The sequence below is a fragment of the Synechococcus sp. CB0205 genome, from assembly GCF_000179255.1.
Taxonomy (GTDB): Bacteria; Cyanobacteriota; Cyanobacteriia; order PCC-6307; family Cyanobiaceae; genus Vulcanococcus.
In genome coordinates this window covers 1-23,674 of record NZ_ADXM01000050.1, presented here as the reverse complement: position 1 = coordinate 23,674, position 23,674 = coordinate 1, and the positions used below count along the sequence as shown (strand labels likewise).

General features: G+C 63.1%; 29 protein-coding genes. 12 read left to right on the top strand and 17 right to left on the bottom strand.

The window, feature by feature from the left end:
* Positions 1–13: 13 nt before the first annotated feature.
* From CB0205_RS0109795 to CB0205_RS0109755, 9 genes are all read right to left on the bottom strand, one after another.
* Positions 14–1,234 (bottom strand): hypothetical protein, encoded by a 1,221-nt coding sequence (locus tag CB0205_RS0109795; protein ID WP_010316912.1) that lies wholly within the window; start codon positions 1,232–1,234, stop codon positions 14–16.
* A gap of 31 nt (positions 1,235–1,265) precedes the next feature.
* The gene (tsf, locus tag CB0205_RS0109790; RefSeq protein ID WP_010316911.1) at positions 1,266–1,922 is read right to left on the bottom strand and encodes a translation elongation factor Ts; all 657 of its coding nucleotides are present in this window, start codon (positions 1,920–1,922) and stop codon (positions 1,266–1,268) included.
* Positions 1,923–2,028: 106 nt separating this feature from the next.
* Positions 2,029–2,748, bottom strand: a complete 720-nt coding sequence (gene rpsB, locus CB0205_RS0109785) for a 30S ribosomal protein S2 (protein ID WP_010316910.1) — start codon at positions 2,746–2,748, stop codon at positions 2,029–2,031.
* Positions 2,749–2,888: 140 nt separating this feature from the next.
* Complete coding sequence (locus CB0205_RS0109780) at positions 2,889–3,821, bottom strand: glycosyltransferase family 2 protein (RefSeq protein ID WP_010316909.1); 933 nt, start codon at positions 3,819–3,821, stop codon at positions 2,889–2,891.
* A 72-nt stretch (positions 3,822–3,893) separates the two neighbouring features.
* Entirely contained in the window at positions 3,894–4,049 is a 156-nt protein-coding gene (locus tag CB0205_RS16075; protein ID WP_006850288.1) for a hypothetical protein, read from the bottom strand.
* A 47-nt stretch (positions 4,050–4,096) separates the two neighbouring features.
* Positions 4,097–4,807 carry a DevA family ABC transporter ATP-binding protein gene (locus CB0205_RS0109770; protein ID WP_010316895.1) on the bottom strand — a complete coding sequence of 237 codons (711 nt, stop codon included), beginning with the start codon at positions 4,805–4,807 and terminating at the stop codon, positions 4,097–4,099.
* A 4-nt stretch (positions 4,808–4,811) separates the two neighbouring features.
* Positions 4,812–5,999 (bottom strand): ABC transporter permease DevC, encoded by a 1,188-nt coding sequence (gene devC, locus CB0205_RS0109765; RefSeq protein ID WP_010316893.1) that lies wholly within the window; start codon positions 5,997–5,999, stop codon positions 4,812–4,814.
* Positions 5,996–6,904, bottom strand: coding sequence for an HlyD family efflux transporter periplasmic adaptor subunit (locus CB0205_RS0109760; RefSeq protein ID WP_010316892.1), 909 nt, complete (start codon positions 6,902–6,904; stop codon positions 5,996–5,998). Before CB0205_RS0109760 ends, devC begins: the two co-directional genes overlap by 4 nt.
* Positions 6,904–7,635 (bottom strand): phycocyanobilin:ferredoxin oxidoreductase, encoded by a 732-nt coding sequence (locus CB0205_RS0109755; protein WP_010316890.1) that lies wholly within the window; start codon positions 7,633–7,635, stop codon positions 6,904–6,906. Before CB0205_RS0109755 ends, CB0205_RS0109760 begins: the two co-directional genes overlap by 1 nt.
* Here CB0205_RS0109755 and CB0205_RS0109750 point away from each other — a divergent pair.
* Together CB0205_RS0109750 and CB0205_RS0109745 are read left to right on the top strand one after the other, a co-directional pair.
* The gene (locus CB0205_RS0109750) at positions 7,613–8,962 is read left to right on the top strand and encodes an insulinase family protein (RefSeq protein ID WP_010316888.1); all 1,350 of its coding nucleotides are present in this window, start codon (positions 7,613–7,615) and stop codon (positions 8,960–8,962) included. The two genes, CB0205_RS0109755 and CB0205_RS0109750, sit on opposite strands and share 23 nt — an antisense overlap.
* Entirely contained in the window at positions 8,959–10,242 is a 1,284-nt protein-coding gene (locus CB0205_RS0109745; RefSeq protein WP_010316886.1) for a pitrilysin family protein, read from the top strand. The genes CB0205_RS0109750 and CB0205_RS0109745 overlap by 4 nt, the downstream gene beginning before the upstream one ends.
* Here the strand turns inward: CB0205_RS0109745 and CB0205_RS0109740 are convergent.
* Positions 10,239–10,457 (bottom strand): DUF3148 domain-containing protein, encoded by a 219-nt coding sequence (locus CB0205_RS0109740; RefSeq protein WP_010316884.1) that lies wholly within the window; start codon positions 10,455–10,457, stop codon positions 10,239–10,241. The two genes, CB0205_RS0109745 and CB0205_RS0109740, sit on opposite strands and share 4 nt — an antisense overlap.
* A 55-nt stretch (positions 10,458–10,512) precedes the next feature.
* Between CB0205_RS0109740 and CB0205_RS0109735 the strand changes: the two genes are divergently transcribed.
* From CB0205_RS0109735 to CB0205_RS0109725, 3 genes are all read left to right on the top strand, one after another.
* On the top strand, positions 10,513–11,085 hold the full coding sequence (locus CB0205_RS0109735; protein ID WP_010316883.1) for a biotin transporter BioY: 573 nt from the start codon (positions 10,513–10,515) through the stop codon (positions 11,083–11,085).
* Positions 11,085–11,534, top strand: coding sequence for a signal peptidase II (gene lspA, locus CB0205_RS0109730; protein ID WP_010316882.1), 450 nt, complete (start codon positions 11,085–11,087; stop codon positions 11,532–11,534). Before CB0205_RS0109735 ends, lspA begins: the two co-directional genes overlap by 1 nt.
* A 61-nt stretch (positions 11,535–11,595) precedes the next feature.
* Positions 11,596–13,170 carry a YcjF family protein gene (locus CB0205_RS0109725; RefSeq protein ID WP_010316881.1) on the top strand — a complete coding sequence of 525 codons (1,575 nt, stop codon included), beginning with the start codon at positions 11,596–11,598 and terminating at the stop codon, positions 13,168–13,170.
* Between the two features lie 140 nt (positions 13,171–13,310).
* On the opposite strand, the gene CB0205_RS0109720 is transcribed toward CB0205_RS0109725, so the two are convergent.
* Positions 13,311–14,720, bottom strand: a complete 1,410-nt coding sequence (locus tag CB0205_RS0109720) for a pyridoxal-dependent decarboxylase (RefSeq protein WP_010316879.1) — start codon at positions 14,718–14,720, stop codon at positions 13,311–13,313.
* Between the two features lie 55 nt (positions 14,721–14,775).
* On the opposite strand from CB0205_RS0109720, the gene CB0205_RS0109715 reads away from it, so the two are divergent.
* Complete coding sequence (locus tag CB0205_RS0109715; RefSeq protein WP_010316878.1) at positions 14,776–15,324, top strand: nucleoside deaminase; 549 nt, start codon at positions 14,776–14,778, stop codon at positions 15,322–15,324.
* Here the strand turns inward: CB0205_RS0109715 and CB0205_RS0109710 are convergent.
* Together CB0205_RS0109710 and CB0205_RS0109705 are read right to left on the bottom strand one after the other, a co-directional pair.
* Positions 15,254–16,423: an alanine--glyoxylate aminotransferase family protein gene (locus CB0205_RS0109710; protein WP_232197293.1), complete on the bottom strand. Its 1,170-nt coding sequence runs from the start codon at positions 16,421–16,423 to the stop codon at positions 15,254–15,256. The genes CB0205_RS0109715 and CB0205_RS0109710 overlap by 71 nt on opposite strands.
* A gap of 75 nt (positions 16,424–16,498) precedes the next feature.
* Entirely contained in the window at positions 16,499–17,029 is a 531-nt protein-coding gene (locus CB0205_RS0109705) for an allophycocyanin subunit beta (protein WP_010316875.1), read from the bottom strand.
* Between the two features lie 242 nt (positions 17,030–17,271).
* On the opposite strand from CB0205_RS0109705, the gene glnA reads away from it, so the two are divergent.
* Positions 17,272–18,690, top strand: coding sequence for a type I glutamate--ammonia ligase (glnA, locus tag CB0205_RS0109700; RefSeq protein WP_010316874.1), 1,419 nt, complete (start codon positions 17,272–17,274; stop codon positions 18,688–18,690).
* A gap of 54 nt (positions 18,691–18,744) precedes the next feature.
* Here glnA and CB0205_RS0109695 read toward each other — a convergent pair whose 3' ends face one another.
* The gene (locus CB0205_RS0109695; RefSeq protein WP_232197292.1) at positions 18,745–18,921 is read right to left on the bottom strand and encodes a hypothetical protein; all 177 of its coding nucleotides are present in this window, start codon (positions 18,919–18,921) and stop codon (positions 18,745–18,747) included.
* A 216-nt stretch (positions 18,922–19,137) separates the two neighbouring features.
* Here CB0205_RS0109695 and CB0205_RS0109690 point away from each other — a divergent pair, with 216 nt between their 5' ends.
* Positions 19,138–20,193 carry a class I SAM-dependent methyltransferase gene (locus CB0205_RS0109690; RefSeq protein ID WP_029626287.1) on the top strand — a complete coding sequence of 352 codons (1,056 nt, stop codon included), beginning with the start codon at positions 19,138–19,140 and terminating at the stop codon, positions 20,191–20,193.
* A 42-nt stretch (positions 20,194–20,235) separates the two neighbouring features.
* Positions 20,236–20,550: a hypothetical protein gene (locus CB0205_RS0109685; protein WP_010316871.1), complete on the top strand. Its 315-nt coding sequence runs from the start codon at positions 20,236–20,238 to the stop codon at positions 20,548–20,550.
* A 10-nt stretch (positions 20,551–20,560) separates the two neighbouring features.
* Here the strand turns inward: CB0205_RS0109685 and CB0205_RS0109680 are convergent, their stop codons facing one another.
* Complete coding sequence (locus CB0205_RS0109680) at positions 20,561–20,833, bottom strand: hypothetical protein (RefSeq protein WP_010316870.1); 273 nt, start codon at positions 20,831–20,833, stop codon at positions 20,561–20,563.
* Positions 20,834–20,842: 9 nt separating this feature from the next.
* On the opposite strand from CB0205_RS0109680, the gene CB0205_RS0109675 reads away from it, so the two are divergent.
* Positions 20,843–21,175 (top strand): DUF6439 family protein, encoded by a 333-nt coding sequence (locus CB0205_RS0109675; protein ID WP_010316869.1) that lies wholly within the window; start codon positions 20,843–20,845, stop codon positions 21,173–21,175.
* Here CB0205_RS0109675 and CB0205_RS0109670 read toward each other — a convergent pair.
* Complete coding sequence (locus CB0205_RS0109670) at positions 21,172–21,561, bottom strand: ATP-binding protein (RefSeq protein ID WP_010316868.1); 390 nt, start codon at positions 21,559–21,561, stop codon at positions 21,172–21,174. The two genes, CB0205_RS0109675 and CB0205_RS0109670, sit on opposite strands and share 4 nt — an antisense overlap.
* Positions 21,562–21,622: 61 nt before the next feature.
* Positions 21,623–22,345 carry a GUN4 domain-containing protein gene (locus tag CB0205_RS0109665; RefSeq protein ID WP_010316867.1) on the bottom strand — a complete coding sequence of 241 codons (723 nt, stop codon included), beginning with the start codon at positions 22,343–22,345 and terminating at the stop codon, positions 21,623–21,625.
* A gap of 97 nt (positions 22,346–22,442) precedes the next feature.
* Between CB0205_RS0109665 and mnmH the strand changes: the two genes are divergently transcribed.
* Complete coding sequence (gene mnmH / locus CB0205_RS0109660) at positions 22,443–23,504, top strand: tRNA 2-selenouridine(34) synthase MnmH (RefSeq protein ID WP_010316866.1); 1,062 nt, start codon at positions 22,443–22,445, stop codon at positions 23,502–23,504.
* Positions 23,505–23,528: 24 nt separating this feature from the next.
* Positions 23,529–23,674: photosystem II reaction center protein Psb28 (psb28, locus tag CB0205_RS14645; protein ID WP_010316865.1), on the top strand; the 146-nt coding region annotated here is incomplete at its 3' end.

The following is a 23,674-nucleotide window of genomic DNA, read 5'->3' as shown; positions in this document are numbered from 1 at the left end:
CAAGCCTGGAGCGCTAGCTGCGATCCGTTGCTGGATTCTGGGTGGGGGCGCTGTCCTGAAACCACTGCTGCTCTGCCTCGAGGGCACTGACCCGGCGCTGCCAGGTGCGATACCGCTTGGCCATTGTGCGCAATGTGCGGCGCCTCTGTTCCAAGCGCTGACGGCAGGTGCGCAAACGGGGTTGTTCAAACTCCAGATCCGAACCACGCAACAGCAGGGTCAAGACCTCGGTCGGGGCGAGGGAGGGCGCCGCTGGATTCAGGGTGAGAGGCAGAGCCATCCGCAGGACATTGGCTGGCGCAGGCAGGGCCTCGACCTGTCCATCCAAGACCGCATCCAGGAGATTCAAAGGGAGCAAGCCCTGCGCCAGACCCACGCGCATCATCTCCACATTGATGGCATGGGAGAGGTTGCGCAGACGTCGGCGCAGAGCACGATCGAAATGGGCCCACCAGCGCACCTGAAGCAGGGGATCGCGAGGCAGATGCGAGCTGACGACGTCCGAGTCGAAGCTCTCGAACGGAAGGCCTTCGGAATCGCCCACCTCGTCCCCAGACTCCTCAACCTCAGGGGTCTCGGACTCGGAGGACCGTGCTGACAGGGTCTCGGAAGCCATCGAGAACAGGGACTGAAGCAGGGCTAAATCCCCCTCAGGCGGAGCTGGCTCGGCAGACGGAACCTCGTCTTCCTCGGCTACACGAGGACGCTGGTTCAATGCTGGCAATCCCGGCACACCTCGGTCAAACAGATCGGCCCCCAGGGGGAGATCCAGGCTGAGATTGATGGACTGGGGCAATGGAGCCTCATCAGGCCGTTCAGCGGGCGCAGGGCTCGGGGGGGCTTCTTCTTGCCCCTCCAGCATGCTTTGCAGAATTTTTTGCTGCTCCTGCAGCTGCCGGCGCTGTTGCTTGCGGGCCTGCTGGGCGGCCAGACCCATCACCTGCTCGACGGTCAGCAGGGAACAGGAGCGTTTCACCAAACTTTGGAGACGCCGCTGAAACGTCTGACGGCGCTCTGGTGTCAGCTGGTTGTAGCGCTCAGGGACCACCTGGGTCGCCAAATGAAAACAGGCCTGCTGCACGCTGTGCAACAGGCCATCCCGCAGAACCTGCAGGTACAGGGCGAGGTCGCGGTAGAGGGCCGGAGTGAACTCCTCTTGCTGCTGAAGCAGCGAGAGGAGTTGTGCCTTGGCCTCGTCCAGGGATCGTGTGTTGGGATCCAGAGGACGACTCACGGGACCAGAGCGCTGAAGGGACGAGTCCCGATCAAGCAGCCTGCATGGCAGCCACTTCAGCCGCGAAGTCCATCTTCTCGACTTCGATGCCCTCGCCCAGGTTGAAGCGAACGAAGCGGCGCACCTGGATGTTCTCGCCGACCTTGCCGGAGACCTGCTTAACCAGTTCGTCGACGGTCAAGGCGCTGTCCTTGATGTAGGCCTGATCGAGGAGGGACATCTCCTTGAGGCGCTTGCCGATACGGCCAGCCACGATCTTCTCCTTCATCTCCTCCTTCTTGCCGGCGAGGTCATCGCGGCCCATCTCGATCTGCTTCTCGCGCTCGGCGACTTCGGCGGGGATGTCCTCGACTTTGACGTAGTCAACGTTGGGGCATGCAGCGACCTGCATGGCCACGTTGCGCACGAGTTCCTGGAAGATCTCGCCACGGGCGACGAAATCGGTTTCGCAGTTCACTTCAACCAGAACGCCGACGCGGGCACCGGTGTGGATGTAGCTACCGATCGCGCCCTCAGCTGCGGCACGGCCAGCCTTCTTCTCGGCGGAGGCAATGCCCTTCTGACGCAGCCACTCGACGGCCTTGTCCTTGTCGCCCTTCGTTTCGTTGAGGGCCTTCTTGCAGTCCATCATCCCTGCGCCGGTCATGTCGCGCAGTTCTTTGACGAGCTTGGCGGAGATCTCAGCCATGGTGCGTTGCGGTGATGAAGAGGGGAAAAATCAAAACAGGGGCTTAACACCGAAGAGCCTCCCCGGGGGGAAGCTCCTGGCATCAACCACTGGGGTCAGGAACGAATCAGGCCTGAACGTCGTCGTAGGCAGCTTGCTCGTTGGAGCCGTGGCGACCTTCGTTGATGGCATCCGCCAGACGGCCGAGCACCAGTTGAACGGAGCGCACTGCGTCGTCGTTGCAGGGGATGGGCACGTCGCAGAGGTCGGGGTCGCAGTTGGTGTCGAGCATGGACACCAGGGGAATGTCCAGCTTGCGGGCTTCGAGCACGGCGTTCGTCTCGCGGCGCTGGTCCACCAGGACCACCACGTCGGGGAGGCGACGCATGTTCTTGAGACCACCCAGGTACTTCTGCAGGCGGTCCAGCTCGCGGCGCAGGACTGCGGCTTCCTTCTTAGGACGCATGGCGATGGCGCCGGAGGACTCCATCCGCTCGAGGTCCTTCAGGCGGTCGATGCGGGCACGCATCGTGGTCCAGTTGGTGAGCATGCCGCCCAGCCAGCGCTGGTTCACGTAGGCAGCACCACAGCGGCTGGCTTCGAGGGCAATCACCTCAGAGGCCTGCTTTTTGGTTCCCACAAACAGGAAGCGCTTGCCGCTGCGTGCGGCACTGCGGACCCACTTGTAGGCGTTGTTCATGCAAACCGCGGTTTGCACGAGGTCAATGATGTGGACGCCGTTGCGCGCGCAATAGATGTAGCGCGACATCTTGGGGTTCCAACGGCGAGTTTGGTGCCCAAAGTGAGCACCCGCCTCCATCATTTCGGCGAGAGTGACGACAGCCATGTTGTGTTGAGGTTTCGGGTTTGCCTCCACCTGCCAGGGATCCACCGAACAGGACGAACCTGAATCACCGGTTGATCACCCGAAACGCGCAGGTGTGCGGTTTGAAAGTGCCTGGAAACACTACCAAACGGGCCTTCTGCTCAGCGCAGACCGGCGGCCCGAGCCTCGGCATAAAGCGCCCTGACACCGATGCGATTGAGAGGAAGCCGGAGTAGCTCCATGGCCCATGCCGCTTGGCCCTGACGAATCAGCCAAGCCAGCAGCGGCCGAAGGCTGCGCTCATTCACGAGACCACCCAGGGTCAGTAGCTCCCAGAGCACCCTGTGGAGGATGGTGAATTGAATGATGAACCGCACCCGCCGGGTGGGGTGTTTTTTGTAGAAGACCAGACCCATCTTGGCCCGCTCCCCCTCCACGGCGATCAGGCGGGGGACCTGCTCCAAGCTCAGAGGCGGGTGCCAGTGATAGCCAACCGCAGCTGGACAACGGACCAGTACGACGCCCATCTGCCGCAGCCGCTCGCCCAACTCCAGGTCTTCCCAGCCATAGAGCCGGAAGCGGGTGTCAAACAGGCCACTGCGCTCAAGAACCTCACGATCAATCGCGACATTCCCGGTGGCGAAATAGGCCCAGGAAAGATCGCGGAGCTTGTGGGGTTCGCTGGTCGGATCTTCAAAATTGGCGGTGTTGATCACCGCTCCATAGGTGAAGCAGAGGCGATCGCCCCGCTCCTGCCAGCTCTGGTTCAGCTGGCTGGCGTGACTCAGGAGAAAGTCCTCCGTCACCACCAGGTCGCTGTCAATAAAAACAATCACGTCACCGCGGGCGTGATCGACCCCGCGGTTGCGCCCCTCAGCCGGTCCGCCGTGGTCCTGTTGGACCAGGCGGACGTGGGGGAGATCGGCCTGATGGCGGCCCAACCAAGCCACGGTGTCGTCGGTGGACCCGTCATCCACCACCACCACCTCGTAGTTGCTGATCGGTGCAGCCAGTCGCTGGCTCTCGAGGGCGCGCAGGCACTTCTCGAGAATCGGCAGACGGTTGTAGGTGGGGATGACGACGCTGAGGAACATGGCCAGGTCGACGATTCGAGCAAAAAAAAGGGATCCCTCAGGATCCCAGAGCAGTCAAATTGCGAGAGCTGATCAGTCAGCCGCGCCGCCGTTGTTGGCGGTGCCGGTCACGCCATTACCTGCGCCTTCGCCGCGACCGTCGTTACGCATCTTCCGCTTTTTGAACTTGCGGGCGTACGCGCGGTTGCGCTCTTGCTTTTCCTTCTTGAGGTTGCGGCGTTTGGCCATCGAAACGGCGTGAAGTTCGGGTTAGTCCCCACAGTACTGAATCGTCCTCAGTGCTGAACGGATAACGCGGGCTTTCCTGCCTCCAGCAGACGGCCATCCTCCATACGCACCAGGCGATCAGCGATATCCAAGATCCGCGGATCATGGGTGACCATCAGGACCGCACAGCCCTGATCGCGGGCCAAACGCCTTAAAAGTTCCACCACCTCACGACCCGTTTGCGAATCCAACGCTGCGGTGGGTTCATCGGCGAGCAGCAAGCGCGGGTGGGCTGCGAGGGCACGGGCAATCGCCACGCGCTGCTTCTGACCGCCGGAGAGGTCATGGGGCAACTTATGCAGTTCGTCCCCGAGGCCCACGGCCCGAAGCCACTCCCTGGATTGATCACGCCGGGCGCGGTAGCTCAGGCCAGGCAGCAGGTCCGATCCCATCTGGACGTTTTGCTCCGCCGTCAGGCAGCGCAGCAGATTGTGTCCCTGAAAGATCATGCCGATCGAGCGGCGCAGCCGCTGACGATCGCGGCGACTGGCACAGGCCAGCTGTTGGCCCAACACCTCTACAGATCCTTCTTGAACGGAGCGCAGGGCGCCGACAAGGGTCAGCAGGGTGGTCTTGCCGCAGCCGGAGGGTCCCGTCAGCAGCACGACCTCGCCGGCCGCAACAGTCAGGTTGACACCCTGGAGGACCTGGCGCCGCATGGTCCCCGATCCATAGAAATGGGAGAGCTCCCGAAGATCAACTGCAGCGGAGGTGGCCATCGGGTCAGAAAATCTCTGCGGGATCGGCGTCGGCCAGGCGACGCATGGCCAGCCCTGCTGACGCCATGCACATCACCAGAATCATGCTGAACACGGTGATGGCGCGGGCGGAGTCCATGAACACCGGCAGTTGGGTGGCAGAGCGCACCATGAGATAGAGGCCCTGGCCTGCGGCATAGGCCGGGAGATAGCCAAAGGCGGCCAGCAGCAGTCCTTCGCGGGCAACGACCCCAAGCAGGCTGGGCAGCTTGTAGCCCATCGCCATCAAGGTCGCGTACTCCGGCAGGTGGTCACTCACGTCGGAATAGAGCACCTGATAGACGATCACGCAGCCAACGACGAATCCCATGGCAGCCCCGAGCGTGAAGATGAAGCCGATGGAGGTGCTGGTGCGCCAGTAGTTCTGCTCGAAATCAATAAAGCCCTGCTTGGTGAGCACCTTGACGTCGCTGGGCAGTTGAGCCTGCAGACGTTGGGCGACGGCGATGGGATCGCTTCCGGGTTTCAGGCGAACCAAGCCGACCTCGATGCTCCCGGGCGGGGTGTTGGGAAGCAGATCGATGAAGGTCTCCGAGCTGGTCAGCAGATTTCCATCCGCTCCAAAGGAGGTTCCCAAGCCAACCAAACCAGCCACACGGACGCGCTTGCCGGCAATTTCACTCTCCACCGTGCGCCCCTCACGGAACCACTCGGCCACCGGTCCAAATTCCGGTCGGGACTGCTCATCAAAAAGAACCCGCCCCTTTTGAGTCAGCGCCCGCGCCTTTGGGGCCAGCGAAGGATCGGTGAAGAGGGGATCATTGGGCTCAAAGCCCAGGGTCAAAATGGAGCGTGTGCCCCGCGTTTCGGGGTTGCGCCAGAGCAACAAATTCCAGTGAACCGGCGTGATCCCCTCCACCTCTGGGGCCGCCATGGTCTGGACCAAACGGCGCTTGGGGAAGCCCGCCATGCTCACCGAACTGGTGGACCGGGGACTGATCAGCACCAGATCGGCGTCAAACAGCCGGTGAATCGTGACGCTGGCATCAAACAGCCCGTCACGGAAGCCCAGCTGCATGAACATCAGGATCCCGGCGAAACTGATGCCCGCAAGCGCTACAGCCAGACGCACTGGCTGCCGGGTTAAGAGCAGCAGGGCCAGGGGAATGCGCCGGCGTTGCCAGATCCCCTCAAACCAACGCTGAAGACTCACGGCTCAAAGCGCGCGATGACCTTCAGGCCCGAGAGCTGCTGCACACGCTTGGCATCGGCGGGATCCAGGGCGAGTCGCACTTCGACGATGCGAGCGTCCGCATCGCCCGTTGGATCGGTGGAGAGCACATCCCGCTGCCGGATCTGCGGAGAAATCCGCAGCACTTCAGCCTTCAGCTTGCCGCTGAAGCCTCCGTTTTCACTGATCAACGAAGCACTCTGGCCCAGGCGAATCCGACCGATGTCGCTTTCGTAGACCTCGGCGATCGCCTCCATGCGGTCGCTGGCGCCAACCGACAGGATGCCGTCCGAACCAGGACGCTCCCCAGGACGGGCATAGACCCGCAATACCGTCCCATCAATGGGTGAGCGGAGTTGGCTGTCCTTGAGGTCCACTTCAATGCCTCGCTTCTCAGCGAGGGCTTGACGCCGTTGTCCTTCAAAAGTCACCAGCTCGTCTTGCTTCTCCTCCAGCAGCACCATGCTGGCGGCACCTTCCCTGGAGGCTTCGCGGTAGCGACTCACCTCACGACGCTGCATCGCGATCGAGCGATCCAGGGTGCCAATACGGGCATTGATCGCCGCGAGATCGGCCAAGAGTCCGGGGCGGTTATCAAAGGTGGCCAGGATCTGACCGCGCTTGACCCGGTCACCTTCTTGGACCGAAAGGCCGCTGATGCGGGGGCTGCCGCCCATCGACCCCATGGGAGCGGCCAGCTTGCGGACATCGCCGGCGGGTTCCAGTCGACCCAGGGCCGAAACGGATTCAATTCTGGGTTGAACAACCGGGGCCGGAGGCACCGGCGCGGGCCGGTCCAGGGCACGACCAATCACCACGGCGAGCAGCAGCAGAGCCACTGCTCCACCGCCACTTCGCCAGGGATATCGCTTCAGCCACTGCAGCATCACTGCAGGGGCAGTGGATCGTCGAAGAGCAACTCCTCGATGTAGCGATCGGCCCACTCGGGATTGAAGGCTTTCTCGAGCACGCGGCGGGTCTTGTCGTTGCGCTTCTGTTGCTGGCAATACGAGAGCTGGCCGCTATGTCGCCTCACCGTATCTGGGTGATCGATGGGCTGAGGAACGGCCTCTGCACTGGCCTCACCCAACACCCGCAGAAAATCACTGACGAGCTCGATAAAGCTTTGCTCTTCCGCTGCATCCGCAGGACGGACAAAGCGGACATAGGGAGAAAAGATCGTCCCCCACTCAGGCAGCTCACGCTCCTGGCTGAACGCGCGCTTCGGCAGGGCCTCCAGACGCTGAAGGACCGCCTGCGGCAGGGCGCCATCCACGGGCGAGAGATCAACGATTGCAGCAGAGACCACGCCACGGCCGGCAACGATGTCCGCCCCAAAGACGGGCAGGTCATAGCGGGGGTCGGGGAAAAAGACGCAGTGGAGGATCTGCAGGCCGGCTCCAAGCCGTGCGGTTTCCAGGTGCAACTTGCGCAGACCGCGGCTGGAGCGCAATTCATTGCGGATGAAGAGGTCCTCCCCATCGAGGCTGCCGCTAATGGCCTCCAATTGGGGATCTACCGCCAGTGGCTGCAGCTCCGGCAAGGAGGACCACTGCTGACGGATGCGCTCAGCGAGGGCGTCAACGAGCGGATGAATGCCGAGGGCAGCAGAACTCATCGGGGCTGAAGCGGCGACCGTCCTGGCGATCCTGCCAGCAGAATGGGGCGAACCACAGGTTCTCAATCCGTTGTCAGGTCTGAACACCGCTCCGCTGCCTGAACCGCAGCGTGGTCAGCTCGCCAACGGAACGTCCCTGGTGCAACTCGATCTGCCGAATGCACCTGTGGTCTGCCTTGACTTTTGGTGCCGCTCCGGCAGTGGAGTGGAGGCCCCCGGGGAGGCGGGGATCGCCCACTTCCTCGAGCACATGGTCTTCAAAGGAAGTCACAGCCTTCAAGCCGGTGAATTTGACCAGCGCATCGAAGCGCTTGGGGGCAACAGCAATGCAGCCACCGGCTTCGACGACGTGCACTATCACGTCCTGATTCCGCCCGAAGCCTGCGCTGAAGCACTGGAGCTGCTCACTGATCTGGTGCTTCAACCGCGCTTGGACCGGAGCGATTTCGACATGGAGCGTCAGGTGGTGCTCGAGGAACTCGCCCAGAGTGAGGACCAACCGGAAGAAGTGGCTTTTCAGCAGCTGCTCAAGCAAAGCTGCCTGGATCACGCCTATGGCAAAGCGATCCTGGGGGACCGGGACGCACTCCTTGGCCACACCCCGGAGGCCATGGCGCGCTTCCATGCCCGTCATTACCGCGCCGATCGTTGTTGCCTTTCGGTGGCAGGGCCGCTGGCGGCGTTGCAACTGGAAGAGCAACTGCAGCGCTCAGCCTTGGCGGAGTTGGTCCCCTCCGAAGCCGACGCAAGGCCTGCTCCACTGCAGTTCATGCCCGGTGAAGAGCGACTGGAACTGCCCCGGCTGGAGGCCGCCAGGCTCTTAATGGCCTGGCCGCTGCCCGGTGCAGCTGACCAAATGTCTGTGGTTGGTGGGGACCTGCTGACCACCCTGTTGGCGGAGGGACGGCGCAGTCGCCTGGTGGAGCGACTGCGGGAGCAGCTTCGGCTGGTGGAAAGCGTCGATCTCGATCTCAACGTCTTGGAGTCCGGCTGCCTTGTCTTGCTTGAGGCGGTCTGTGAGCCCGAACACCTCAGCCGTGTTCGAGCGGAAATCAATGGCGTCCTGAAGGCACTGCAGCAGGAGATCCCAAGCGAAGCCGAGGTGGAGCGCGCCCGGCGATTGGTCGGCAACGGCTACCGCTTCAGCCTGGAGGCACCAAGCGCCGTCGCCGCGATGGTTGGCAACAGCGCGCTGTGGGATCGCAAGCACAACCTACAAGCCCCGCTCGACTGGCTCGAGGAATGGGACGGACAGCGCCTGGTGCAGGACGTCGTCCCACAACTGCAGCCGGAGCAAGCCTTTGTGTTGGAGGCGGTTCCAGCATGAGCAGCGCCGGCGTGCAACAACGTGAGCTCAGCGGAGGCTGTCCGCTCTGGCTCATCGAGCGTCCAGGTCCAGCCATCCTCTCGGCCAAGCTCTGGATCCGCGGCGGAAGCAGCGCCGACCCCTCTGGCCAGCGGGGGGCTTCCCAACTGCTCGCGGGGGTGCTGAGCCGGGGCTGCGGGCCGTTCAGTGGCGACGCCCTGGCTGATCTCGTTGAAGGCCGGGGCGCAGGACTGCGCTGTGAGGCCGCCGAAGACGGCACCTTGATCAGCCTGAAGTGCGCCAGTGATGACGCGGCTCTCTTGCTGCCGCTGGTCCTGCAGATGGTCACCAGCCCGTGGCTGGTCGAGGACCAGGTGACCCTCGAGCGTCAACTCAATCTGCAAACCCTGCAGCGGCAGAAGGAGGACCCCTTCCAGGTCGCCCACGATCAACTGCGTCAGCAGCTCTACGGCTCAGGGCCCTACGGCCACGACCCCCTGGGTGTTGAGGCCGAACTCTGCGCACTGGCTCGACCGCAACTCGAGCAGATGACCCACCAGCTCGGGCAAGAGGGTGCCGTGATGGTCCTGGCGGGCCAGATCCCAGCGGAGCCCGAGCAACTGTTGCTGCATCAGCTCGACGGCCAGAGCTGGAGGACCCAGGCGCCAAAGCGACTGGCCGGCGCCTCCGGGCTCAAGCAGGTCTCACTGGCGAGCAACGTCGATGAGACTGAGCAGTTGGTCTTGATGCTGGGGACCACCACAGCTCCCCTTGGCAGTGAGCAGGCCCTGGCCCTACGGCTGCTGCATTGCCACCTGGGCATCGGCATGTCCAGCCGCCTCTTTGTGGCCCTACGGGAGGAACACGGCCTGGCCTACGACGTGGGGGTGCACTACCCCGCGCGCCTCGGGGATGCCCCCTTCGTGTTCCATCTCTCCAGCTCGAGCGACCGCGCTGAGGACGCCACCCGCGAGCTGCTCAATGAATGGCTGCGCCTGCTCGAGGAGCCCATCAGTGATGCACAACTCCAGCTGGCCAAGGCGAAATTCAAAGGTCAGGAGGCGTTAGGGCGCCAAACCTGCAGCCAAGTGGCCGATCGCCACGCCCTGGTCCTCGGCCATGGCCTGCCCTTCGACTTTGCCGATCGCTGTCTTCTCGAAGCTGAAGCGCTGACGCCGAACGATCTCCACCAAGCAGCGCAGGCGCTGCTGCAGGGACCGTCCTTGAGCCTCTGCGGACCGCAGGACGCGATTGAGGCAGCAACGGCGGTCTGGACGGGGCATCCACTGAACCGGTCTTAAACCGGTTCAAGTTGCTTGAGCTCCAGCAAAAAGGTGCCGCGACGGAAACGGACGGCGACTTGATCCAAGGCCTTGAGGGCTACCACCTGGCCAACCTCGTCGGCGTCGATCAAATCAGGCGGGCGCAGCATCGACATCGCGTCGGCTGTCTTGAGATAGCTGGGTTGAGCCAGCAGACGCACCTGAGTGCCAACGCTGATGGATTCCTGGGACATCGGTCGTTGCAAGACCACCACTCTCCTGCAGGATGGTCCCACTGAGAGGCCAACTGTGCGCGCCCTTGCCAACTGGAGTGGTGCCCTCGCTGGATTGCTGCTGATCCTCTGTGGAGGGTTGATTCAGGCCGCGATCCCTTGGCCAGGCAGCCAGGGCGTCTCGTTCGTGCCCCTGCCCATGACCTTGCAGGTGCCAGCCCTGCTCTTTACGGCCTTGGTCTGCGGACATCGTCCGGCCATGTTGGCCGGCATGGCCTACATCAGCCTGGGGCTCTTCCAGCTCCCGGTTTTTCAGGGTGGCGGCGGGTTGAGCTACCTCAGCGATCCCGCTTTTGGCTATCTGGCTGGGTTCCTACCAGCTGCCTGGCTGACCGGCCGCCTCGCCCAGCAGCAGGACATGGATGACCTGCTGAATCTTGTGGCTGCAGCGGTCCTGGGGCTGTTGATCCTTCAGGGTTGCGGCCTGGCCAACCTCCTGCTCGGCGGGCTGTTCCAGCGCTGGGGCGGACAGCTGCCCCAGTTGGTGCTGACCTACAGCCTTGGGCCGCTGCTTCCCCAACTGCTCCTCTGTTGTGCGGTGGCCGTTCTCGCCTGGCCAAGCCGACGCCTGTTGTTGCTGGACCGTTGATGAAGCGGAGCTACTGGATCGCCATCGCCGTTGTGCTGATGGACCAGATCAGCAAGGCCTGGGCCGTGGACCATCTGGCCGGAGTGGGCGTTCGTCCGCTGCTTCCAGGACTGCTCCAACTGCAGCTGGTCTTCAACAGCGGTGCGGCCTTCAGCATGCTGGAGGGAAACGCCAACCTGTTGGGAGTGGTCAGCCTCGCGGTCGCCGTGGGGCTTGTGTTCTGGATCCAGACGAGCGGTCCACTGGATCGCTGGCAGGCCATGGGCCTGGGGTTCTTGCTGGGAGGAGCCGTTGGCAATGGAATCGACCGCTGGCGCTTGGGGCGGGTGGTGGACTTCCTGGAGTTTGTGCCGATCTCCTTCCCGATCTTCAACCTCGCGGATGTCGCCATCAACCTCGCGGTTCTTTGCCTAGCGCTCTCGCTCTTTCCCGCTTGGCGCAGGCACTAATCAAGGGGATCATCGGAGCGCGTGGTCAAGGAGCCCTTGACCTCCACCAAGGGATGCTGGCGTGAAACCTCCTGGTCGAATCTGGCTTTGGCTTGGTCTGGCCCTCGGGGTCTTGGTGGTCGTCACCGCCGTGCTCCAGGCCGTCAACAACCTGCTCTGGCAGCTGAGCTACCTGCTTCCAAGCTGGCTTGTTGGCCCCTTCAGCCTGCTGCTCTTCGGCGGGGCAGCACTGCTGATCGCTCGCTTTGCTTGGCCCTGGTTCAACAGCATCCGGCGCTCAGGCTGGAAGGTCTTTAAAGATCCCGGTTCGCGCACCAGTGCGCCGATTGAGGCTCCCGTCAACCGCAAGGAAGCAGCTCAAAAGAACCTTGCAGGGATCGAGACGCTCCTGCAGGGCATCCGGGACGAGGTCCAACGTGAGGCCCTCAGGCAAGAACGAGAGAGGGTTGCAGCGGAGCTTGAACGCGGCGATTTAGTGATCGTGGTGTTTGGCACCGGCTCCGCCGGGAAAACCTCCCTAATCCGGGCGCTGCTGCGCGACGTCGTGGGCGAGGTCGGAGCAGCCATGGGTTCAACGACGACAACCACGAGCTATCGCCTCCGCCTGCGCAACCTGCAGCGAGGCATCCGACTGGTTGACACGCCGGGGATTTTGGAAGCGGGCATCGAGGGGCAGAAGCGCGAGCAGATTGCCCGCGATCAGGCCTCGAATGCCGATCTCCTACTTCTTGTTGTCGATGGGGATCTTCGGGCCGCTGAGCTCGAGGTGTTTGCGGCGCTCGCCAGCTTGGGCAAACGGCTGCTGCTGGTCCTCAACAAGTGCGATCTGCGGGGTGAAGAAGAAGAGAAACGCCTCCTCGAGCTGCTTCGACGCAGAACCCAGGGCCGCATTGCACTGGAGGACGTGCTGACGGCCAGTGCATCACCCCAATCGGTTCCGATGCCGGGTGGTCAACCGCTGCAACCAGCACCGGAGATCGATCGGCTCCTGCGGAGGATCGCGCAGGTCTTGCACAGCGACGGGGAGGAGCTGATTGCCGACAACATCCTGATGCAGAGCAGCAGGCTCAGCGACGCGGGACGCCGTCTGCTGGCGGAGCAGCGGCAACAGGATGCGGAGTCGATCGTCGATCGCTACAGCTGGATCAGCGCCGGGGTGCTCGCGGCCACTCCGCTTCCGGGCATCGATTTGCTCGGGGCCGCCGCCGTCAATGCCCAGATGGTGATGGAAATCGGCCGCGTCTATGGGGTCAGCCTGTCGAAAACCTCGGCCCAGGAACTGGCTGTTTCCGTGGGACGAACCCTGGCCAGCTTGGGCTTGATCAAGAGCGGCATCAGCCTGGTCGGGGCCGCGCTCAGCCTGAACCTTCCGGCGCTGCTGCTGAGCCGTGCCGTGCAGGCGGTGGGTGCAGGCTGGCTGACTCGAATCGCCGGACGCAGTTTCATCAACTACTTCCAGCAGGATCAGGATTGGGGGGATGGCGGAATCCAGGACGTCGTGCAGCGTCAGTACGACCTGAACCGCCGTGAATCCGCCCTCAATGCATTTCTGTCGGCAGCGATGAAGCGTGTGGTGGAACCGCTGCAGCGTCAGGGGAAGCAGGGGCAACTGCCGCCACGGCCCGAGCGTCGCTGAAGGCCTCCGGCGGCGGTGGCTGCATCGGTCCACGGGCATCCAGGACGGTGATGAAGGCCAGATAGGCCACCGCGATCAGAATCGAGATGGCACCGGTCACGATGGCGACCCAGCGGCCTTGGGGGTTCGGTTGATTCATCTCAAACGCAAGTCAACGACCGCTGAACGACCGAGGCCACGGCAGCCAGGTCAGTGGATCGGGTGTGGGGATTGCCGAGTACGGCCTTGAGGTGATGCCTCCCCGCATAGAAGGGACGGGAGAGCATCAACTGCTGTTCGAGCAACTGCTGCCGGGTCTGGCTCGACCATCGCTCCGATTCGCTGGCCCCCATCGCACTCGGGGTGAAGGCCAATAGATGCAATGGGCCGCTGCGCATCTGCAAGGGCAGCCCGCAGAGGTGCTGCTCCAGCGCAGCGCGCCGTTGGAGGGCCCCCTGGAGCAACGCATCGATTCCATCCAAACCCAATTGGCGCAGTCCCAGCCAGAGCTTGAGGATCTCGGCCGGCCGCGTTCCCTGAAGGCCGCATTCACCGCCATGGGCATGCAGCCAACTGGGCTCCATGTAGGGCAGGCCAGTGCCAAAGCAGGAGGCCAGCAGTTCAGGACGTTTCAGCAGCAGCAGGGAGGAGGTCTTGGTGATGCCCAGGAGCTTCTGGGGATTCACCGTGAGGGAGTCGGCCCGGTCCAGATCGGGGACCAGGTGTTTGTGCCGTTGGCTGAGGCCAAACACCGCACCAATCGCGCCGTCCACGTGCAGCCAGACCCCGTGGCGGTGGCACAGATCAGAAATGGCCGCCAGGGGATCGACGGCACCCCGCACCGTGGTTCCGGCGGTGGCCACAACGGCAAGGACAGGACGTCCCTCTTGCTCGGCCGACTGCAAAGCAGCGGCAAGAGCCGTGGGGCAGAGACAGCCGGCGCCGTCCGTCTGGATGGTCTGGAGACTCTGCTTCGGTAAGCCCATCACCATCAGGGCCTTGCCGATGGAGACGTGGGCATCTGCGCTGCAGAACACCGTCAAGTCGGAGGTCTCGCCATGGGCGAGCTGATGGCGAGCCACGACCAAGGCCATCAGATTGCTGAGGCTGCCGCCACTGGCTGCGACACCACCGGCCGTCTCTCCGAGGCCCAGTTGTTCAGCCATCCAGTGGGTCAAGCTGCGCTCGAGCCGCGACAGGCTTGGCGAGAGCTCCTCGGCCAACAAATTGTTGTTGAGGCCGGCGCAGACGAGATCAGCCGCCACCGATGCGGTGAGCGGTGGGGGATCCAAGTGGGCCATCGCACCGGGGTGGACGGGGTTGTAGGCCCCATCCATCACCAGCTGCAGATCCTCAAGCAAAGCCTCAGCAGACAGGCCCTGTTGCAGTGGAGCCGGCTCGGGAAGAACGCTCAGCAGGGGCAAGGGCGAGCGCTCAGCGGCACTGGACCACCACTGGCAGAGACGCGTGCTGGCCGAGCTCAAGAAGGCTTCCAACGCGGGATCCTCCCGCAGGGGATCCGGGAAGCAGGCAACGCTGCGCTGCGGCTGGCTCGGTTGGGCTTGAGCCAATGGCCCTGAGCGTTCAGCGCCCATTGTCCCGTGTCATCGGACCCGCCGTGCTGGCATGGTTGAAGAAGCCTGCGAATCGACCTCGGGGTTGAACGAAGCTCAGCGCCATGAACTCTGGATGAGGCGGCTGCTGCGCCGGGCAGAGGCCGTTGGAGAGAAGGGTGAAATCCCTGTGGCGGCCGTCCTGCTGGATGGCCATGGACGGGCCCTGGGCTGGGGGGTCAACCGCAGGCAACGGGAGCAAAGGCCCCTGGGGCATGCGGAGTTAATGGCCTTGGAGCAAGCCGCACGCCTGAGGGGCGACTGGCGCTTTAACGACTGCAGCCTGATCGTGACGCTGGAGCCCTGCCCAATGTGTGCAGGCGCCCTGGTGCAAGCGCGCATGGGACAGGTGATCTTTGGGGCCCATGACCCCAAGCGCGGTGCTCTCGGCGGCTGTCTGAACTTGGCGACGGATCCGAGCGCCCATCACCACATGACAGTGATGGGCGGAGTGCTGGAGCTGGAATGCAAGAGCAGGCTCGAGGCCTGGTTCAAGCAGCGGCGGCAGCAGCGGCAGGCGCAGAAGAGCGGAAGGCCGGAAGCTCTTGCTCAAGCAGGTTGAGCAGGAGATCCACGTTCTCTTCGCGGCTGTTGTAGCCCATCAGCCCGATGCGCCAGACCTTGCCTGCGAGGGCACCCAGGCCTCCGCCCACTTCAATGCCGTGCTTGTTCAGCAGGTGAGTCGTGAAGGCCTTGCCATCGACACCTTCTGGAATGCGAACAGTGGTCAAGGTGGGGAGACGCAGCTCCAGGGGAACGTGGGGTTCAAGCCCAAGCCTCTCAAGACCTGACCAAAGGCGCTCAGCATTGCGGCGGTGGCGCGCCCAGACGTTCGCAAGACCTTCTTCTGCGATCAGGCGCAGGGCCTCGCGCATGCCGAAGTTCATGTTGACCGGTGCGGTGTGGTGATACACCCGGTCACTGCCCCAGTACTGATTCAGCAAGCTGACGTCGAGGTACCAGTTGGGCACCTTGCCGCTGCGGGCAGCCAGCTTCTCCTCGGCGCGGGGACCCATCGAGAAGGGACCGAGGCCGGGAGGGCAGCTCAGGCCCTTTTGGCTGCAGCTGTAGGCCAGATCAACCTTCCATTCATCGAGATACAGGGGCACTGCACCTAAAGAGGTCACCGTGTCCAGCAGCAGGAGACAGTCGTGCTGACGGCAGAGGTCACCGATGCCCTCCATGGGCTGGCAGACACCCGTTGAGGTCTCGGCATGGACCATCGCCAGGACCTTGGGCTTGTGCTGCTTCAAGCCCGCTTCGATCTCATCAAGAATGAAGGCTTCGCCCCAGGGCTTCTCGATGGTCTGGACATTGGCGCGGTAACGGCCCGCCATGTCCTGAAGACGCAAACCGAAGTAGCCCTTAACCGCCACGAGGACGGTGTCGCCAGGCTCAACGATGTTGGCGATCGTGGCTTCCATAGCCGCCGATCCCGTGCCACTCATCGGCAGGGTCAGGCGGTTATCGGTTTGCCAGACGTAGCGGAGGAGCTCCTGCACTTCGCCCATCAGGGCGACATACAGGGGGTCCAAATGGCCGATCGGCGAGCGGCTGAGGGCCTCAAGAACCGTCGGGTGGGCATTGGAGGGGCCAGGTCCCAGCAGCAAGCGCTCCGGAGTATCGATCGGAGCAAGCGACAGCCGATGTCGATCTGACACGGTTGATGAGATGGAAGCCAAGGCCTGGGAGGGGGCTGGATGGGTTGAGACTACGCAGTCGCAGGTGCGAGCGAATCAGCGGGCGCGCACGTTGGTATCAGCCAAGCCGCGGCAAAGGTGCTCAAAAGGAGCACGCACAACACTGTTGATGAGCTCCGCATTAGCGGCACCGGAATCGAGCAATTTCTCGCTAATCACATCGGCCATCAGGGCGATGCTGCGAACGGTGGGACCAGTGGGGACACCGAGGCTCTTATAGGTGTCATCGAGGCCGTTCAGGACCCGCTCGTTCAGGATTGTGCTGTCGTCAGCCACCAAGGCGTAGCTGGCGTAGCGAAGGAAGTAATCCATGTCCCGCAGGCAGGCAGCCCAGCGGCGCGTGGTGTAAGCGTTGCCGCCGGGTAGCAACAGCTCGGGATCCGACTGCCAGAGGCGCTGGCTGGCCTCGCGGACGATTTCAGCGGCTTCGCAGTTGATCAGCTCAACCGCAGCAAGACGCAACGACGATTCAGAGAAATAGGTGGCGATTCGGTCAATGGCCGAGCCGTCGAGATAACGGCCGAGCTGGTCGTAACGGCCGATCAGACCGGTGATGGCATCACGCATTGGGGGTGTGAGATCGACGCACCTGGGTTGGACCGTAGCACCGGCAAACGTCCAGATCCCTTGCTGGATCGAGGTTTTGAAGAAGTTGACAGAAACGGTTACTCAAACCAGCGGAGGAGTCCAAAACAGGCCGATCAGTCCTCTATTTGGTTACGGGCGATACAAAGCGGGGTCAACGCCGATCACTACGGTCTGAGCCGTCCGGTACAGGCCGGCACTCACCAAGCCATTCTCAACGCGTCATGGCCAAGACCGCCCAGGACGTCCTCCGTCAGATCAAGGACGAAGGCATTGAACTGATTGACCTCAAGTTCATTGACCTCCACGGCAAGTGGCAGCACCTCACCGTCACCCCTGATCTGGTTGAAGAGGAAGCCTTCACCGAGGGCGTTGCCTTTGACGGCTCCTCCATCCGCGGCTGGAAGGCCATCAACGAGTCGGACATGGCCATGGTGCCCGACCCGAACACCGCCTGGATCGACCCCTTCTACGGCCACAAAACCCTCAGCCTGATTTGCTCCATTCAGGAGCCCCGTAGTGGCAAGCCTTACTCCCGCTGCCCCCGTGCCCTGGCACAGAAGGCTCTGGACTACCTGAGCTCCAGCGGCCTGGCCGACACGGCTTACTTCGGACCCGAGCCCGAGTTCTTCGTTTTCGACGACGTCCGCTACAAGAGCGCCAATGGCTCGAGCTTCTACAGCGTCGACTCGATCGAGAACCCCTGGAATACCGATCGCGTTGAAGAAGGCGGCAACCTCGCCAACAAAATTCAACTGAAGGAGGGCTACTTCCCCGTCGCCCCGAACGACACCCTTCAGGACATGAGGACCGAGATGCTCCTCACCATGGGCTCCCTGGGTGTGCCCATCGAGAAGCACCACCACGAGGTCGCCACCTCCCAGCATGAGCTGGGCATGAAGTTCGCCGAGCTGATCACCGCGGCGGACAACGTGATGATCTACAAATACGTCGTGCGCAACGTTGCCAAGAAGTACGGCAAGACCGCCACGTTCATGCCCAAGCCGATCTTTGCCGACAACGGCAGCGGCATGCACGTTCACCAGAGCATCTGGAAGAACGGCGACACCCTGATGTGGGGCGACGGCACCTACGCCAACCTGTCCCAAACGGCCCGTTGGTACATCGGTGGCCTGCTGAAGCACGCCCCCAGCTTCCTGGCCTTCACCAACCCGACCACCAACAGCTACAAGCGCCTGGTGCCCGGCTTTGAAGCACCGGTGAACCTGGTGTACTCCCAGGGCAACCGTTCCGCCGCCGTCCGCATCCCGCTGACCGGCATGAATCCCAAGGCCAAGCGCCTGGAATTCCGCTCAGGCGACGCTCTGGCAAACCCCTATCTGGGCTTTGCCGCCATGCTCATGGCCGGCATCGACGGCATCAAGAACCAGATCGACCCGGGCAATGGCACCGACGTCGACCTGTTCGAACTGCCCGCCGAGGAGCTTGCGAAGATCTCGACCGTTCCCGCGTCCCTCAACGGCTCACTGGAAGCCCTCAAAGCTGATCACGAGTACCTGTTGGCCGGTGGCGTCTTCACCGAAGACTTCATCGACAACTGGATCGCCCTGAAGTACGAGGAGGTGCAGCAGCTGCGCCAGCGGCCCCACCCCCACGAATTCACCATGTACTACGACGCCTGATCAGGGTCTCGTTCATGGCAGCCCCGGCTTCGGCCGGGGCTTTTTGATGGCGAGTCAGCTGTGACGCAGCTGCTCGATGGCGCTGTCATGCAGCCGTTGCTCATGGGCATGGCGCTGGGCCCAAACCAAGGTCTGAGCGTCGACCCGCTCCTCATGGTCCAGGTCGGGCTTGGCCCGGCGCTGTGACAGCCAGCCGCTCAGCCGACGGGCAGCACGCTGGCGCTCTCGCACCCAGGCGACATAGTGCGGCTCATTCAAACGAGCAGAGGGGGTGGTATCGATCATTGACTTCCTCCATCATGTTTCACAGATTCATTCTGTAGCTGTTGCTACCAGTTTCCGCGCATCTCCATCAATCTTGATCAGAGTTCAAGCCGATACAAGTCCACGGCGACTGCATCCCATCGGCTGAAATAGGTGCCACATGAGATCAGTGGCATCCCGCCCATGGCTGACGCCGTCACCAAGCTCGCCTACGAGGCCCTACAGCAGGGCAAGAGCCTGGTCGGGGTCGCCCACAAGGAGATCAGCACACGCCTGATGGAATTTGTGGCGCCCGATGGAGCGCCCAAAACCCTGCCCATTCCGCCCCAGATGCTGCGGGACCTGCAGGCCTCCCACAAGGCCCTGCTGGACCTGGATTGGCAAGAAGCAGAAGCGGGGCTGTATCCCACCAACTTGCTCTTTGATGCCCCCTGGGGCGATTGGGCCGCGCGCTACCCCCTGGTCTGGCTGGACATGCCCAGCACCTGGACCAGGCGCTCCGAGCGCAACGTCCGTGACCTTCCGACCAATGTCGAGACCGAGAACTATCCCGACTACTACCTGCAGAACTTTCACCATCAAACCGATGGCTATCTGAGTGATCACTCGGCGACCCTCTACGACCTGCAGGTCGAGATCCTGTTCAACGGCACGGCCGATCCCATGCGCCGGCGGGTGATCAAGCCGTTGGTCCAAGGCCTTCGCGCCTTCGGTGACCGACCCAGCAGCTCCCTTCGGGTTCTGGACGTCGCCACCGGTACGGGCCGGACCCTGCATCAACTGCGAGCAGCCCTGCCCCAGGCGCAGCTCGTGGGCCTGGATCTGTCATCGGCCTACCTGCGCCAGGCCAATCGCTGGCTCTCGCAACGTCCATCGGAACTACCGCAGCTGGTCCAGGGCAACGCCGAGTCGATGCCCTTTGCAGAAGGGAGCATGCAGGGGGTGACCTGCGTCTTCCTAATGCACGAACTTCCAGGCGAAGCGCGTCAGGCCGTGATCGAAGACTGCTTCAGGGTTCTGGAACCTGGTGGTGTCCTCGTGCTTGCGGATTCCGTCCAGCTGGCTGACTCACCGCAATTTGAAGTCGCCATGGACAACTTCCGCCGGATGTTCCATGAGCCGTACTACCGCGACTACATCGGCGATGACATCGACGCTCGCCTGAGCGCAGCAGGATTCAGCGGAATTCGTGCCCAATCCCATCTGATGACCCGGGTCTGGACTGCCACCAAGCCCTGACACAGGGCTTGCCACTACTCGCTCGCTCCATAGGGTCTGCTGATGAGCAACCCCTTTCACGTGCGCTGGCTCAACGGCTGGTCCTTCCAGACCGTGCTGATGGAGGGGGCAGTTCAAGTGGAAGCACGAGGCTTCGGAATCTGTCTGCGGACTCCGGTGCGAGCTGGCGAGAGCCCGACGGCAGCCGCTGATCGCCTGGTTCTGGCAGAGGACCGGCGCCGCCGTGCCCTGCATGCCGCCTGGCTCAGGGGAGAGCGACTCAAGGCGAATAGTCCAGATGGCCTGACTCCTGAGGGCAGCAGTCAAGAACAGGCTCCTAGCCCCACCGGACGTTCGCTGATTCGCGTCGCCGCCTGAACGTGACGGTTCAACGCTTCAACAGGACGGCCATGAGGGCGCCCACGCCGCCCCAACGCAGGAATTGCCAAACAACCCGCTCACTCCAGAGGGTGGCCTGAAGCGGACTTGGGAGCGGATCCAACAGTCGCTGGGCTGCTGAGAGCCGCTGTCGCAAACGACGGGCCTGGAGGCTGTCGTCGGAGGGTTCCAGGCGCTCAGCGGCCGACACGGTGGCCAGCAGGTTGGCCAGTTGATGCAGCCAGCGGATCGGCTGGTAGGGGGAGCGCGGTCGCTGTTGCATGGCGTCAGGATGGCCTGGTCCCAACGGATCCGTCCAGTGCAGGCTCAACAGGCGAAGCAAAATCCGCGGGAGTGGCCCCTGGAGAGCCAGCAGTTGGCGCAGGCATTGCATCAGAAGCTGGCCATCAGCAACCAGGACTGGCATGCGCTCAAGGCACAGCCCCAACGGCGGGCAGCCGAGCAACTGACAGCAGCACTGGTGCTGCTGCTGGATCCAGCCAACGGCCCGGCCTCAGCTGGCGTGAGCGCACAGAGGCAACAGGCGACGGCCCTGGTGGAGCATGCCCTCGGCTGGCTCAAGGGTGACCTGAAGGACCCCGGCTGCCCGACGCACGGCCACTAGGCCCTGCGCATCGCCACTTGGACGCGGTTGCCCCTGCGGCTCCAGCGCACATCTTCGAAGCACTGGTGGATCAGGAACAGGCCCCGGCCACTCGCAGCATCGAGTCGGTCCGGAAGCGCAGCGACGCGGGCTTGGGCAGGCAGGCCAGGTCCCTCATCTTGAACCTGAAACACACACCACCTGGGGGAGAGGATCCGGCGAATCCGAACGCACTTCAGGGGGTCGTTGCCATTGCCGTGGCGCACGGCATTGACCAGGACCTCCTGGAGGCCCAACTGGAGCGTGGCCTGTTGTTCGGCGCATTGAATCGGCTCCAGCAACAGCTCCAGCAGCGGAGCGAGATGCAGGGTCGATGGGGTGATGTAGTCAGCCCAACGCAGCGCCATAGAGCCCCGGAGAGGGGAACAGCGAACGGTTTGACCCTACCGCCGAGTGAAGCGCCGTGCTTCAGGACGCCACGCGTTGTTGCACCCCTGGGTGAGAGAGCAAGGCATCCATCAGACGGACCCCCCGCAACTGATTCACCAGGGGCATGTGCCCCTCCGGAGCTTCGAGGGTCCAGGTGAAGGCCTTGGGGTAACGGGTCCAGATCCCCGCTTGCTTCCAGCCAATCCGCGGCCAAAGCTGCTCCCAGCGGTTGCCCAGGTTGCGCAGCAAACGCAGTTGAACGGAGAAACCAAAACGAGCCTGGGAGAAGGTCACCCAAAGGCGATCCAGACTCTCAAGATCCACGGAGGCCATCGGCGGGACCTCGGAGTAATAGACGTAGCCGCGTTTTTCGGCTGCCGGTCCAGCCAACTGGCGCAGGTGCTCGCTCGTTAGACGGTCGGCTTCCTCGAAGTCCTGACGAATCAAGGCCAACTGCAGGGGGCCGTAATCCAGGCCCTGGCCACTGGTCACTGCGAGCCAGCCCTCTGGGAAACGGGTCCAAAAAGCCTGGGAGAGGGCGTCGTCCTCGGAGACCAACAACTGGATCAGGGTCCCGCAGGCCCAGTCGTCTCCAGTGGCATCCCAGCGGTCAATTTGATCGGCGATCAAAGAACGGCACTCACTGCTGAGCTGCAGCACCTGCGGCAGAAGGGAGCGCCGTTGGCGCGGAGCGCTCGTCAGAAAGCGCTCGATCAACTGGTCAGCGCTGACCGTGGTTGTGACGGGTGGTCCGGAGAGCATGGAGACGGGCTGACCTGACGCTGGTGCGACAGCGTTGGCCCACTATGTCAGGCATTGCAGTCCCATAGCGGCGAGAAGCCCACCCAGGATCATCGCCATGGCTGATCGCCAATCGATTGAGGCTTTCCTGCAGGACCCGGGTCCGGTGGTGGATGTCCGCGCCCCAGCTGAATTCGAAAAGGGCCATATCCCTGGGGCCCAGAACCTGCCTCTGTTCAGCGACCAGGAGCGTGCAGAGGTCGGAACGAGCTACAAGCAGCAGGGGCGCACTGCGGCGGTGCAGCTCGGCCTCTCGCTGGTGGGGCCAAAGCTGGCCTTCCTAGGGGAAAAGCTGCAGACACTCAGCAAAAGCCATCCAGGGCAACCCCTGAAAATTCACTGCTGGCGCGGCGGAATGCGCTCGGGGAGCATCGCCTGGCTAGCCGAAACCCTCGATCTTGAGGTTCTGCTGCTGGAGGGTGGATACAAGAGCTATCGCCAGTGGGTCCTCGCGCTGATGGAGCAGCCCTGGCCCATTCGCCTTCTCGGCGGACGGACAGGGACGGGGAAGACCGACCTTCTGGTGGCCCTGGCGGAACAAGGCGTGGCGGTGCTGGACCTCGAAGGACTGGCGAATCACCGCGGCAGCAGCTTTGGCGGCTTGGGTTTGCCGGCCCAGCCGACCACGGAGCACTTCGAAAACAAAATCGCTGAAGTGCTGCAGCAGCACCGCTCGGCCCAAGAGATTTGGGTTGAAGCCGAAAGCGTGCAGGTGGGCCGCTGCCGGATTCCCTCGGGGCTCTGGCAGCAGATGCAGGGGGCTCCGCTGCTGGAAATCACAAGACCGGTTGAGGAGCGACTGGAGCAGCTGGTGGCGGTCTACGGGATCCAGGACCCCCTGGCCCTTGCCGATGCCACCCAACGGATCGCCAGACGCCTGGGTCCCCAACGCACCAAAACCGCCCTCGAGGCGATCGAGCAAGCGGATTGGCATGGCGCCTGTGCGCAGATGCTGGACTACTACGACCGCTGCTACGACCACGAGCTCGAGCGCCATGGTCAAACCGAAGAGCCAAGCCCACGGGAGCGACTCGACTGTGCGGGGCTCACTGCGCAGGGAGCCGCCGAGCAACTGATCGAAAGCGGAGCGGCAACCAGATCCGCCGGGCAGCATCACTAGGATCAGCCTTTGCGATAACGGGCGATGGCCGCGATCCAGTTTTTCCCCGGTGTGGATGAGCCGGTCGTGCCCGATATCCGTATGACCCGTTCGCGGGATGGTCGCACCGGTCAGGCGATCTTCGTGTTCGATCAGCCCCAGGCCCTCTCCCCCGAGACCATGGCTGACAT

Coding starts and splice junctions, on each gene's coding strand:
- tsf (WP_010316911.1), bottom strand. CDS start 1,922: ATGGCTGAGATCTCCGCCAAGCTCGTCAAAGAACTGCGCGACATGACC.
- rpsB (WP_010316910.1), bottom strand. CDS start 2,748: ATGGCTGTCGTCACTCTCGCCGAAATGATGGAGGCGGGTGCTCACTTT.
- CB0205_RS0109780 (WP_010316909.1), bottom strand. CDS start 3,821: ATGTTCCTCAGCGTCGTCATCCCCACCTACAACCGTCTGCCGATTCTC.
- CB0205_RS16075 (WP_006850288.1), bottom strand. CDS start 4,049: ATGGCCAAACGCCGCAACCTCAAGAAGGAAAAGCAAGAGCGCAACCGC.
- CB0205_RS0109770 (WP_010316895.1), bottom strand. CDS start 4,807: ATGGCCACCTCCGCTGCAGTTGATCTTCGGGAGCTCTCCCATTTCTAT.
- CB0205_RS0109760 (WP_010316892.1), bottom strand. CDS start 6,904: ATGCTGCAGTGGCTGAAGCGATATCCCTGGCGAAGTGGCGGTGGAGCA.
- CB0205_RS0109750 (WP_010316888.1), top strand. CDS start 7,613: ATGCCGAGGGCAGCAGAACTCATCGGGGCTGAAGCGGCGACCGTCCTG.
- CB0205_RS0109755 (WP_010316890.1), bottom strand. CDS start 7,635: ATGAGTTCTGCTGCCCTCGGCATTCATCCGCTCGTTGACGCCCTCGCT.
- CB0205_RS0109745 (WP_010316886.1), top strand. CDS start 8,959: ATGAGCAGCGCCGGCGTGCAACAACGTGAGCTCAGCGGAGGCTGTCCG.
- CB0205_RS0109740 (WP_010316884.1), bottom strand. CDS start 10,457: ATGTCCCAGGAATCCATCAGCGTTGGCACTCAGGTGCGTCTGCTGGCT.
- lspA (WP_010316882.1), top strand. CDS start 11,085: ATGAAGCGGAGCTACTGGATCGCCATCGCCGTTGTGCTGATGGACCAG.
- CB0205_RS0109715 (WP_010316878.1), top strand. CDS start 14,776: ATGGTTGAAGAAGCCTGCGAATCGACCTCGGGGTTGAACGAAGCTCAG.
- CB0205_RS0109705 (WP_010316875.1), bottom strand. CDS start 17,029: ATGCGTGATGCCATCACCGGTCTGATCGGCCGTTACGACCAGCTCGGC.
- glnA (WP_010316874.1), top strand. CDS start 17,272: ATGGCCAAGACCGCCCAGGACGTCCTCCGTCAGATCAAGGACGAAGGC.
- CB0205_RS0109690 (WP_029626287.1), top strand. CDS start 19,138: ATGGCTGACGCCGTCACCAAGCTCGCCTACGAGGCCCTACAGCAGGGC.
- CB0205_RS0109685 (WP_010316871.1), top strand. CDS start 20,236: ATGAGCAACCCCTTTCACGTGCGCTGGCTCAACGGCTGGTCCTTCCAG.
- CB0205_RS0109680 (WP_010316870.1), bottom strand. CDS start 20,833: ATGCAACAGCGACCGCGCTCCCCCTACCAGCCGATCCGCTGGCTGCAT.
- CB0205_RS0109675 (WP_010316869.1), top strand. CDS start 20,843: ATGGCCTGGTCCCAACGGATCCGTCCAGTGCAGGCTCAACAGGCGAAG.
- CB0205_RS0109670 (WP_010316868.1), bottom strand. CDS start 21,561: ATGGCGCTGCGTTGGGCTGACTACATCACCCCATCGACCCTGCATCTC.
- CB0205_RS0109665 (WP_010316867.1), bottom strand. CDS start 22,345: ATGCTCTCCGGACCACCCGTCACAACCACGGTCAGCGCTGACCAGTTG.
- mnmH (WP_010316866.1), top strand. CDS start 22,443: ATGGCTGATCGCCAATCGATTGAGGCTTTCCTGCAGGACCCGGGTCCG.